Annotated in this window: 10 protein-coding genes; 2 read left to right on the plus strand and 8 right to left on the minus strand. The window is 47.1% G+C overall.

The window, feature by feature from the left end:
* Positions 1-282 precede the first annotated feature (282 nt).
* On the plus strand, positions 283-1,032 hold the full coding sequence (locus AC4EVX_RS12135) for an SIMPL domain-containing protein (protein ID WP_177977123.1): 750 nt from the start codon (positions 283-285) through the stop codon (positions 1,030-1,032).
* A 412-nt stretch (positions 1,033-1,444) separates the two neighbouring features.
* On the opposite strand, the gene AC4EVX_RS12140 is transcribed toward AC4EVX_RS12135, so the two are convergent.
* From AC4EVX_RS12140 to citD, 4 genes are all read right to left on the minus strand, one after another.
* Entirely contained in the window at positions 1,445-2,749 is a 1,305-nt protein-coding gene (locus AC4EVX_RS12140; protein ID WP_177977124.1) for a 2-hydroxycarboxylate transporter family protein, read from the minus strand.
* Positions 2,750-2,913: 164 nt separating this feature from the next.
* On the minus strand, positions 2,914-4,476 hold the full coding sequence (gene citF, locus AC4EVX_RS12145) for a citrate lyase subunit alpha (RefSeq protein ID WP_177977125.1): 1,563 nt from the start codon (positions 4,474-4,476) through the stop codon (positions 2,914-2,916).
* Between the two features lies 1 nt (position 4,477).
* Positions 4,478-5,380 carry an aldolase/citrate lyase family protein gene (locus AC4EVX_RS12150; protein ID WP_177977126.1) on the minus strand — a complete coding sequence of 301 codons (903 nt, stop codon included), beginning with the start codon at positions 5,378-5,380 and terminating at the stop codon, positions 4,478-4,480.
* Positions 5,377-5,676 (minus strand): citrate lyase acyl carrier protein, encoded by a 300-nt coding sequence (gene citD / locus AC4EVX_RS12155; RefSeq protein WP_177977127.1) that lies wholly within the window; start codon positions 5,674-5,676, stop codon positions 5,377-5,379. Before citD ends, AC4EVX_RS12150 begins: the two co-directional genes overlap by 4 nt.
* A 374-nt stretch (positions 5,677-6,050) precedes the next feature.
* On the opposite strand from citD, the gene AC4EVX_RS12160 reads away from it, so the two are divergent.
* On the plus strand, positions 6,051-6,986 hold the full coding sequence (locus tag AC4EVX_RS12160) for a LysR substrate-binding domain-containing protein (RefSeq protein ID WP_177977128.1): 936 nt from the start codon (positions 6,051-6,053) through the stop codon (positions 6,984-6,986).
* Between the two features lie 154 nt (positions 6,987-7,140).
* Here the strand turns inward: AC4EVX_RS12160 and AC4EVX_RS12165 are convergent, their stop codons facing one another.
* From AC4EVX_RS12165 to AC4EVX_RS12180, 4 genes are all read right to left on the minus strand, one after another.
* A complete protein-coding gene (locus AC4EVX_RS12165) occupies positions 7,141-9,072 on the minus strand; it encodes a C40 family peptidase (protein WP_490160291.1) in 1,932 nt (643 codons plus the stop codon).
* Positions 9,073-9,226: 154 nt separating this feature from the next.
* Positions 9,227-9,775 carry a chromate transporter gene (locus tag AC4EVX_RS12170; RefSeq protein WP_490160292.1) on the minus strand — a complete coding sequence of 183 codons (549 nt, stop codon included), beginning with the start codon at positions 9,773-9,775 and terminating at the stop codon, positions 9,227-9,229.
* Positions 9,759-10,316, minus strand: coding sequence for a chromate transporter (locus AC4EVX_RS12175; protein ID WP_177977129.1), 558 nt, complete (start codon positions 10,314-10,316; stop codon positions 9,759-9,761). The genes AC4EVX_RS12170 and AC4EVX_RS12175 overlap by 17 nt, the downstream gene beginning before the upstream one ends.
* Positions 10,317-10,392: 76 nt before the next feature.
* A partial coding sequence (locus tag AC4EVX_RS12180; protein WP_490160293.1) for an AEC family transporter occupies positions 10,393-11,452 on the minus strand: 1,060 nt, incomplete at its 5' end.

The raw sequence follows: 11,452 nt of genomic DNA on the forward strand, positions 1-11,452 counted from the left end.
ATAAACATTTGATTAATCAGATTAAAAAGAGCATATAAGAAATAAAAATAGATTGTTATAAAGGTTGTCTTAACATCACTTTTCTTGATATGTTTACTATACCTTCTTCTTTCAAAAAATGCAAGAAAAAAGTAGCGATCCGGTAAGAAAAAAGAAATACTCTCAAATCGATTCTTTGTTATAATAAATTTAGGAAAATTATTGTATATTATCCAATAATAGTTTTTATTGAATGTTTTATTCGCGCATCTTAACGAATTTTATATTTCAGGGAGGGATTTTATGAAACATTATCTCATCGCCGTAGCAACGGCATCCACACTCATTCTCAGTGGTTGTAGCTCCACTGTACAACTTCCAGACACAGTAAAAGTAGAAAATATCGCCAGTGAACGCAACAGTATTTCTGTCTCCGGTCAGGAGGAAGTAAAAGTCACTCCGGATATCGCTGAGATTCGTTATTCTGTATATACAAGAGCTGAGACTCCGTCTGAATGTCAGCAAAAGAATACCACGGATGTTAACTCCACCCTTGAGGTGTTAAAAGGACTTGGCATCAATGAGAATTCCATCCAAACTTCTGCCTATGGTTTGAATCCTATCCGTGACTGGGAGTCTTCCAACGGAGATGTCGTTGGGTACGAGATGACAACCACATTAACTGTCTCAGATATTCCAATCGACCAGGCTGGTACAATCATTTCTCAGTCTGTCTCTGCTGGAATTAATGATATTGATTCCGTCAGCTATTCTGCAAGCAATTACGATGCCAGCTATCAGGAAGCTCTGAAAGGTGCAATGGCAAATGCAAGAGCTAAAGCTGACGCGATCGCTGAAGCTGATGACAAATCGGTTGTCGGTATCATTCATGCAGAAGAAAATGGTTATAATCCGTCAACTCGTTATTCGGTTTATGAGTCCGCAGCTGCCGGTTCTTCCATGAAATCTTCCGCTTCTGTAGAAGATCTGAGTGTAATGCCTGGTCAAGTAAGCATTACTGCCTATGTTCAGGTCGAATATGAAGTAGAATGACAAAATGAGAAAAAATATCGCACCTGAATATACCAATCCAGATGCGATACGAATAGGTTATATTAATTTCAGTAGACACGTATTAATTTCCTGCAAGCATTGACTTAAATACCTGTTAGCCTAAAGCGACGGAGTGCGAGAAAGTGCAGGCAAACCCGTGTGAGACGTCGGTGCTCTGCATGTCGAGGAAGTGCCAGTGACGCTTCCTCTGACCGAACCCGGAGTGAGAACGAGTTTGCCTGACTTTACTCGCCGGAGGAGCAATGAATACGGAAGAATCACGAATAATAAATATAATTGCAAAACTCTGCTCCAAATCTCCCATTTTTTAATTTTTAAGTGAGCTAATGACTAACACACTTCTAATTGTTTCTATTTATCATTTTTCAAATTGAAAAGGGCATTTCACCCCTCATCCCAGCCACTTTCCAAACAGCACACTTCCAATAATCAACACAATCGCGCCTCCAAACCTCGATGAGAACTGTGCATATGCCATCAATCCCATTCTCTTCGATGCACCAAGAACTGCCAAATCACCGGCTCCACCACGGTTTGCCATGCAAAGTCCTGCCGTGATCGCCGCATCGATTGGGAAGAATCCGACAATCTGCCCTACAATCGCCGATCCGATTGTCGCTCCGAGCACAATTGCAATCGCAATCACTACATTCCTCACCGTCAAAAACTCCAGCATCTCCAGAAAATTCGTATCACTTCCGATTCCAACCATAATCACAAGAACCAGATTTCCTCCGAAGAATGCCTGGAGACGTTTCACTGCAACACAAATATTCTCCGGCACAATGCCGAGTGCTGCCGCAAGCACGACAAACACCACCATATAAGCGAGCGGATGGATCGCCACTCCAAAAATCTTCGGCACAATGACATTTGCAAAAAGTCTTCCAAGCGCACAAAATCCCAGTGTCAAAAAGAATGCTCCACCGAGATCTCGCGCTGACACACCAGACTTCTTTTCCTCCTTTACATATCCATTTCCACTTCGCAAAAGCGTCTTTCCATCCCCCGTCCACTCCGGAAGACGTTTTCCAAGATGATTCAGGAGTGCTCCCATAAAGATTGCAAAAACATTTGCGATTGTCAGGATCGTGAGCGCAAACGAATAATATCCGGATGCAGACTGTCCGGTTGCACTCTTATAAATTTGGCTCAGCGGCACAGCTCCCGCTCCATTTCCGCCTCCCATAATCGGAAGCACATAGCGCACCATCACATCCATCGGTGTCACCCCGTAGAGCATTCCCGCGAAAATTCCAAACAGAGATGCCCCGACAATTCCCCCAAAAATCGTCGGCAGATACCGTGCAAACGAGCGCAAAAGTAATCTCCGATCAAGCGACAAAATCGAGCCCGTCACCAGAAAAATAATGAAAAATGACAGAAAATTCACATCGAGCACAAGAAACTGCATGCTCTCTGCATACTCCTGCGGAATAATCTTGTACGTAAATAAAATTGCAGATACAAGAAATGCGAGTACCAGACCACCACCCACATAGCTGTTCCAGATCGGAATCCTCTCCCCGACCTCATTACAAAGAAATCCTATCGCAAGCATCAGCGCCAGACACCCCGTCATATCCGTCGTCAATGCTCCCGTCCAAGCTGACACAATCACCACGAGCGCCAGCCCGGCAGCCAGCCACCACGGCATTCCAAATGTCACGAGTCGCGGTCTCTTCTTTTCCCCCATGCGAATCACTCTCCTCCTTTTTGTCATCTCATATATTTTATAATGGATGCAATTACGTTTTTTCTACTGACTATTATAAAAAAAAATCCGGAGACCGTAAAGTCTCCGGATTTCCAAATTGTCTATGTTCGTAATTTTGAACATAAATATCTGGCATTTATTTATCAGTCTTTGAACTCATACTGCTTGATCTCATGTACAACGTCCATGATCGTACCATCACGACCCTCAATGATACCGACTACACGATCGCCAAACTGTACCGGGTCCGGCTCTCCTACGATTGCATATGCCTTATCACGCAGTTCCTCAATGGTGCAGAACGGAAGGTTTACACCCTTCATGCACTCGATCAGATCCTGACGTCTCGGGTTGATTGCAATACCGTAATCGGTGATAACAACGTCAACGGTCTCACCCGGGGTGGTTACAGTTGTAACGTTGGTACAGATTGCCGGGATTCTACCCTGAAGAAGCGGTGCGATTACGATGGTGCACTTTGCGCCGGCAGCCGTATCCGGATGTCCGCCCTGTGCTCCGGTGATCATACCGTCAGAACCAACAACTACGTTACAGTTGAAGTTTACATCGACCTCAAGGGAAGCCAGGATAACGAAATCCAGCTTGTTTACATATGCGCCCTTGTTGAACGGATCAGCGTACTCAGAAGCAGAGATCTCGATATGGTTCGGGTTGCTCTTGATGGACTCGATTGCGCCCATATCAAAATCCTGAGTATCCACGATCTTGTCGATCAGGCCCTTTGCAAGCAGGTCACACATCGGGGTGGTGATACCGCCAAGACCAAGTCCCATCTTGATTCCGCGCTCTTCCATGATCTTTCCAAGAGAGATCGTGGATGCGATGGATGCTCCCCCGACACCAGTCTGATAGGAGAATCCGTTCTTGAAGTACGGAGTGTTGATTACGAACTGGGTGCAGTAATCAGCCATCATGATCTTACGAACATCGGTGGTTGGCTTCGCAGCGCCGGTTGCGATCTTTGCCGGGTTACCGATCTCATCTACTACACATACATAGTCGACGTTGATCATGGAGATGCTTGCCGGGATGTTCGGGAACGGAACGAGGCAGTCGGTAATTGCGACAACCTTGTCTGCATACTGTGCGTCTACCATTGCGTAGGACAGAACGCCACAGTCGCTCTTTCCGCCGTTTGCACGCATGTTACCGTACTCATCACAGGTCGGAGCACCGATAAAAGCGATGTCGATGCGAACCTCACCGGATTCGATCGCACGAACACGACCACCGTGAGAACGCATGATTGCTAAATCCTGTAACTTACCAGTGGAAATTGCCTCACCGATCTTACCACGAACACCGGAAGACTGGATGCCAACGATGGTGCCATCCTCGATGTACGGAACGATCGGATCGTTTGCCTTACCAAGAGAGCTTGCGCAGATGGTGATGCCCTTGATTCCCATGTTGTGAATCTCTTCCATTACCATATTTACAACATAATCTCCCTCACGGAAGTGATGGTGGAAGGAAATAGTCATGCCATCCTTGATTCCGCACTTTACAAGAACGTCATGGATGTTCTCAACCAGCTTGCTTCTCTTCGGGTCCATCATCGTTCTTGCCTTCGGAGCTGCCTTGGTGTACTCATAGTTATCATATACATAAGCGCCCTTGAACGGCTCTTTGCCTGTTTTCTTCAGAATCTCTTCCGGGATTTCTCTACCTACTGCATTAATCATCTTACAGATCCCCCTCATATACGCCTGATGCTTTCGCTAATGCGATTGTTCTCTTTGCTCCATCGTAGAAGGCGATATCGATCATCTTGCCGTCTACGGTAAATACGCCGATACCCTTTGCTTTCTTGTCATCAATCTCCTTGACAACCTTCTCTGCAAAGATGATCTCTTTCTGAGTCGGGGTAAATACCTTATGTACTACTGCGATCTGACGCGGGTTGACAAGAGACTTTCCGTCAAAGCCCATCATCTTGATCATCTCACACTCTTTCTCAAATACATCCATCGCATCCAGGTTTGTGAATACGGTATCCCAGCACTGTACACCAGCTGCACGCGCTGCGATGATCATCTGCTGTCTTGCACCCTGAAGCTCTACACCGGTTCCGGTGATTACAGTCTGAAGATCCTTGGTGTAATCTCCGCCGGACAGTGCGATACCGATCAGACGCTCGGAAGACTTACATACCTCAAGGGCATTTAACACGCCCTTACAGGACTCAAGTGCTGCCATCAGCAGAGTGGAACCCTCCGGACGACCAAACTCACGCTCTGCTGCAAGTACATGCTCCTCAACGGTATGTACATCCTGAGCAGTCTCAGTCTTTGCGATACGGATCGTATCAGCTCCGCCTGCTACGCAGACACGGATATCTTCTTTCCAGTGCGGGGTGTCCAGTCCATTGATACGAACAACACGCTCTACTCCGCGATAATCAATCTCCTGAAGTGCATGATACAGGGAGTATCTTGCAGCATCTTTCTGGTTCTCTGCAACAGCATCCTCCAGATCCAGCATGATGGAATCCGGCTTATAGATGTAAGGATCTTTGATCAGACCCGGCTTCTGGCAGTTTAAGAACATCATGGAACGTCTCAGTCTTTTTTTATTCGGATGAATCATTTGATTACACCTCCCCACGGAAGATTCTCGGTAATATCATTGGAACGATACACAGCGCACTCCACGCGTGCCTTTAAGGTGCAGTCCAAAGCTCCCTTATCGACTACGTTTACCTTTGCATCCTTAACATCCAAACGATCTAAGGTCTCTAAAACGGTCTTGCGGATCTGCTTGCCAAACTGGTGAATTACACTGCTCTCAATGGAAAGTTCAATGCTTCCATTGCCCGGCTCTACGGTTACCTGGGCATCGCTGGACTCAAGAGTACCAGCTACTGCTGCTTTCTTAACTTCCATGTTTTCCTCCTTCATACTGCTGTGTTGGTGTATTGCTTACGAAATGACGTGAGTTTCGTTTTTCGGTTCTTATCGCCAAATTCTCATTTTCGATCGCTCCGTCAAATTCACTAAAATCAGTGTATCACTTTCCATACATTTGTTCAAATACATATATTCTTATAATAATTATAAGATGTTTCCTATATTTCCCTCTAAAGTATATAGGTAGTCAGCTATTGCTTTTGATTGAAATTTTTTTGACAATGTGGTATCTTAGGGGAGGGAGATTTTTGTTTTTGCAATCTCAAAGCATAAAAGAAAAATAAAAACAAAACAGAGAGTGAAATTGGAAATCAGACTGCATATCGCACAGAAACAGACAGGAGGCTTTTATGAATATTAAACATGCACATTATATGCTGACCGTTCTGCAAGAGGGAAGCATCACTGCAGCGGCCAAGAAGCTTTATATTTCTCAGCCGTCTCTGAGCCAGATGATCAAACTCGTGGAGACGAATCTCGGAACTCCGATTTTCAACCGGAGCACCGACCCCATCACCCTGACTTACGCCGGACAGAAGTACATCGAAGCGGCAAAACAGATTCTCACAATCAACAACAATCTCCAGAAAGAGATCGATGAGATTAACCACGAGGATCACGGCACAATCCGCCTCGGCATCCCTGTTCAGCGCGCCATGCAGGTACTCCCGCTGATTGTTCCGCCATTCAATCAGAAATATCCATTTGTCGACCTTGACATTCAGGAACACGGCTCGGCAACCACAGAGTCTCTCGTCCTTGAGGGAAGCATTGACCTTGCCTGTCTGAATACCTATCCGAAACACGAGGAACTGGAATATATATTTGTAGAGCCCGAGGAACTGGTACTTCTTACCAGCAAGAATTCCTCGATTGCAAAGAGAATTCCTGCCGGGACTCCGATTGACATCTCAGAAGCAAAGAATGAGACTTTTATCAATATCAAAACCGGACACAGTGTCCGCAACACCCAGGATCGCCTCTTTGTCCAGAAGGACATCCAGCCAAAGATCCTGTTTGAGACGATCAGCATCGAAGTCGCCAAGCGCACTGCGATTGCCTGTGACGCCGTGATGATCTGCCCGGAGAACTACATCGACATGTCTCCGGAACTTCTGCCACACTGCGTCACCTATCCGATCAAGGGAATTGAAAACAACCGCAACTTCTACATCTGCCACCGGAAAGACCGCTACCTCACAAAATACATGCGCGATTTTATCACGATGCTGACAGAGATCGAACAGTCTTTTACCCGATCACAGGAAAAATTGCTGAAAAACTGAAAAATTGATTCTAATATAAAAAACGGAGTCTTCCCTAACGGAGACTCCGTTTTTATCTGGTAACCTGTTGAACACTCAAACAGTCAATTTGTAAATCTGTCACTTCAGTTAATCTTCCTGACCATAACCTACCGCAACCAACACGAAACTCTTTTTACGGAAGGACACGGCGGATTGTCTTCGGTGTCCGGTAATTCCATGTTGAAATCTTGATTCCGCTTCTGCGGCTTGCAGCGTGAACAATCTGACCATTTCCGATGTACATGGCGACATGGTTCACCGTTCCGTTCTTATTGGCATAAAAGATCAGATCTCCCGGTCTCATCTCACTCGAATTGATCGCTGTACCTGTCTTTGCCTGCTCTCTTGAGGTACGAGGGAGACTGACTCCTGCGACATTTCTCATCACATACTGCACAAATCCGGAGCAGTCCGCTCCCGTGTTCGGGTTCGTTCCTCCCCACACATATCTTCCACCTACAAACTTCAGCGCATAGTTGACCGTCTGAGTCCGCAGAGACGCCTGCTCATTCGACTTTTCCTCAAGCGGAGAGAATTTGATTGCCTCTGAGAGCGCATAGCGCACATCGACGTTATTGTCACGCGTCGAGATATAGGCGCGGTCATCCGATCCGCCCTCCTCGCTGTCTCCGCCGTCAAGTTCAATCTGCACCCAACCATCAAGCTGGGAGACAACGTTGTATCGCTCCTCCTTTGAGATCTGGGTCCAGATCTTGGAATCGGTCGACGGCTCTGAACGGACATTGAGCTTATCGGTGTTGACGATTGCCATCAGCGATGCCGACTCAAGCGCAAGGTCTTTTGCCTCCTGACCGACTGCGACATACTGCGGATCAGCTGAGATATATCCGGTGATCTGACCAGACTTGATCTTGTACCAACCGTCAAGTGTCTCAAGAATCTCTCCCGCTGCCCGGCTTGTCATCTTTCCAATCACATTTCCATTTCCCGGGTCCGTCGTCGGCTCAGAACGGATATTTAAGTAGTTATCTACCTTCGAGATCACGATGTTGTCGTACTGGTTGAGCACCATCTCCCTCATATCCATCTTTCGCGCTTCATTGAGTGCATACTTCACAACCACATAGTCGGCGGAGACATATCCCTCCTTGATCTGCACCCAGCCGTCCGTCTCACCGATCACCGGATAACGCTCATCCTTGAGTGCCTGCCCGACCACATTCTCATAGCTTGAGGAATCCGGAGTCGAGCGAATATTCAGGCTGTCCTCCTCCGTGTTGATGATCGCCATCTTTGTTACATACTCGACCGCCTTCTGCTTTGCCTCCTCGCCGGTCAGAATATACTGGCTGTGCACATATCCCTCAACCTCACCGGATGTGATGTGATACCACTCACCCTCTGTTCCGATGATCTCACATGCACTGTTCTCCTGAAGTTTTCCGATAATATCCGCATCCTGCCCCGGATTTCTTCGCACATTCAAGTAGCCGGAAACCTGCACAAGACCGAGATTGGTGTAGGAGTCCACAACCTCCTGCTTTGCCTTCTGCTCCTCCTCTCTCGCCTTTGCCTCTTCCTCTGCCTTACGGGATTCCTCCTCAGCACGCGCCTTCTCATCTGCCTGCGCCATTCTTCCCGTCTGAGCAGTCTGCTCGGTCTTATCTGCGGACAGATACGAAGCCGTTGCCACGCCTCCGACAAGAAGAATCACTGCGCCTGCGGTCACAGCAAGTTTTCTCCATTTCTGCCGTTCCTGTCTTCTGCGCTTTTCCTCGCGCACCCGCTCTAAGATCCGGGTGTGTCTGCCACGATCCGCCTGATCTGCGCCCTCCACGCTTTCCACGTTCTGATTCTCACCACGATGTTGATCCAGATCATCCAGTTCCACGATGTCAAACTCTTGTTCTCGCTCGTTTCCATTGTCACTGTCATGATGGCTATCGCCTTCCATCTGATCCTCGCGATCGCCACTTGTCTCATTCTTGTCTCTGAAACTGTCCTGATCTCTATCATCGACACTCATTTTCTCCTGAGCGCCAAGCTCCTGTTTCTCATCACGGATCTCTGTATCTTCATAATTCCTGTTATTTTCTTCTGACATTCCTCTTCTCCTCAAATGGATTTCGTTTTTTAGTATACCATAATCCTGCTCTCTTTACGAGTTGAAGATTTTAAAAAGATGTGAATTTTTTGTTACGGAATATTACAGTGTTACAGTCATTGTATCCAGTTTTCCGGCAGCTGTTGGCAAGTATTTACCCAATCAAAAGTCCGAGAATCGCTGAGAGCAGAATCGTTTTCGGGATCGACCACTTTCGTTTCATTAAAAAATATCCCGCGATCACGGCAATCAACACGAGGTTCCAGGAGATCGAAAAGTTTCCCGTAAGTCCCGTCTCCGGCAAAAACGTCGAGATCGCAAGCGTCACTCCCGCTGCCACCAGCATCCCAAGACTCGCCGGACGAACGCCCCGCATTGCACTCTCCAGCCACGGGTTTCCCTTTAATCGGAAAATAAACTGCGCCGCGAGCAAAGAAAGCGTCAGCGACGGCATCATCACACCAAGACTTGCCACCATCGAGCCGAGAAGCCCTGCGGTTCGCAGTCCGACAAAGGTCGCACAGTTGATTCCGAGCGATCCCGGCGTCATCTCTGCGACTGCGACAATATCCATGACCTCTGACGGCGTCATCCAGCCATGGCGCAAAACCTCATCATTGATGACCGGAATCATCGTCATTCCGCCAAAACTGCAAAATCCAATCTTCATAAAAGAGAGAAACAATCTAAGATAAATCATCATCCACCTCTCCTCTCCAAATAAAAAGTCCAACTGCCAGAGCAGCTGCGACGATCAGCACCTTGTTGAAATCCGTGAACACACAGATCAAAAAAGAGAGCAGCAGAATCACAAGCGCCGATTTTCCCTTCATCGCCGTATCTTTTAAGCGCAGGGAGGCACTGATGATGATCGGTACTACCACACTGCGAACTCCATTTAAAATCTTTGCTACATAATAATTGTCCCTCAAAGACGCATAAAAATACGTCACGACGGCAATCGCAATCAGTGCCGGAGCCGAGAGTGCAGCTGCCGCCGAAATTGCGCCCAGTGTCCCCGCCATCGCATATCCACAGAACACGGACATATTGATGATCATGATTCCCGGAAAAGATTTTGCAAGTGACATGTAATCGACGATCTGCTCCTCACTCATCCAACCCCTCCGGTCCACGAACTCATTCTGCATCTGCGCAATGATGCTCCATCCACCTCCAAATGTGAAGGCACCGATCTTGAACATCGTGATCATAATAATCCCTATCTTCTTTAATTTGTCCATTCAGCCCATATCTCCTGTCCCAAAATTCTTTCACTTTCTGTTATCTTTTATCCATTCTTGCAGATCTTGCAGATAATTAGTTCAGAAAAACGCACCAGATCGGAACCGTAATTATCGAGAGAATCGTTGAGAGCACAACACATTTTGTCGCAAAGATCTCATCTTTTCCGTATTTCGATGCCATAACCGCGGTTACGCTTGCAGCGGGCATTCCGGACAAAGTCACCGAAACTCCGGTCACGAGGGCATCGACACCTCCCAGTCTGCATCCCGCAAAGACGAGAAACGGAATAAAGATCAGGCGCACAAAACAGTAATACAAAGTAGCCTTCTCCGGAAGAGTTTTGAGCGGGACATCAGCAAGAATCGTTCCGACAAGCATCATTGCAAGAAACGTGTTCGCACCTGCGACACTCTTGATCGTCTGTGTCAGAAACAGCGGAAGCTGGATCTGTGTAACCATTATAATAAAGCCGATCACAACCGTAACGATACACGGGTGTGTCGCCACTTTCTTCACGAGAGTCTTCTTGTCCGGTGCCTCCGTAAAGTAAGTCAGTCCGACTGACCACATGAAAACTCGTTGCGGGATCACATAGATCGAAGCATACAGGAGTCCAAGTCCCCCAAAGATTCCCTCTGCAATCGGATTGCCGAGAATTCCCGCATTTGAACAGATTGTCGCATACTGGAGAACCTTCCTGCGGTCATCCGAAAATCCCGGATACAGCACCATTCCAAGGAAATAGCTTCCCACCTGAATCAAAACCGCCACGATCGCAATCACCATACAGCTGATCAGAATCTGGTGGTTAAACTCCATCTGAAACGACTTGAGAATCGATGCCGGAAGCGTCACGTTGATGACTAAATCTGTCAGAAGTTCCTTGCCCCCTTTCTTAATCATCCCTCTCTTCTTTAAGACCAGACCGAGAACCATAATCAGGAATAACATTCCCTGCATCGCAAACAGTCCCGAAAAATCAAGATCCATGTTTCCCTTTCCTCCTCTTTCACGCTCTTTTTCCGCGATCTCCCATCTTTCTCTTTTTCGCAGTTTCCGCCAATCCTCCCTGCTCCGGCGGTTCAGTCCTTTGTCACAATCTTTTCTCTCATAGTACATAGATACATAGACA

This window comes from Brotaphodocola sp. (genome assembly GCF_983179755.1).

What these genes read in the sequence shown, in the direction of transcription:
- AC4EVX_RS12135 (WP_177977123.1), top strand. Translation starts at nt 283, where the DNA reads ATGAAACATTATCTCATCGCCGTAGCAACGGCATCCACACTCATTCTC.
- AC4EVX_RS12140 (WP_177977124.1), bottom strand. Translation starts at nt 2,749, where the DNA reads ATGGGGGAAAAGAAGAGACCGCGACTCGTGACATTTGGAATGCCGTGG.
- citF (WP_177977125.1), bottom strand. Translation starts at nt 4,476, where the DNA reads ATGATTAATGCAGTAGGTAGAGAAATCCCGGAAGAGATTCTGAAGAAA.
- AC4EVX_RS12150 (WP_177977126.1), bottom strand. Translation starts at nt 5,380, where the DNA reads ATGATTCATCCGAATAAAAAAAGACTGAGACGTTCCATGATGTTCTTA.
- citD (WP_177977127.1), bottom strand. Translation starts at nt 5,676, where the DNA reads ATGGAAGTTAAGAAAGCAGCAGTAGCTGGTACTCTTGAGTCCAGCGAT.
- AC4EVX_RS12160 (WP_177977128.1), top strand. Translation starts at nt 6,051, where the DNA reads ATGAATATTAAACATGCACATTATATGCTGACCGTTCTGCAAGAGGGA.
- AC4EVX_RS12165 (WP_490160291.1), bottom strand. Translation starts at nt 9,072, where the DNA reads ATGTCAGAAGAAAATAACAGGAATTATGAAGATACAGAGATCCGTGAT.
- AC4EVX_RS12170 (WP_490160292.1), bottom strand. Translation starts at nt 9,775, where the DNA reads ATGATGATTTATCTTAGATTGTTTCTCTCTTTTATGAAGATTGGATTT.
- AC4EVX_RS12175 (WP_177977129.1), bottom strand. Translation starts at nt 10,316, where the DNA reads ATGGACAAATTAAAGAAGATAGGGATTATTATGATCACGATGTTCAAG.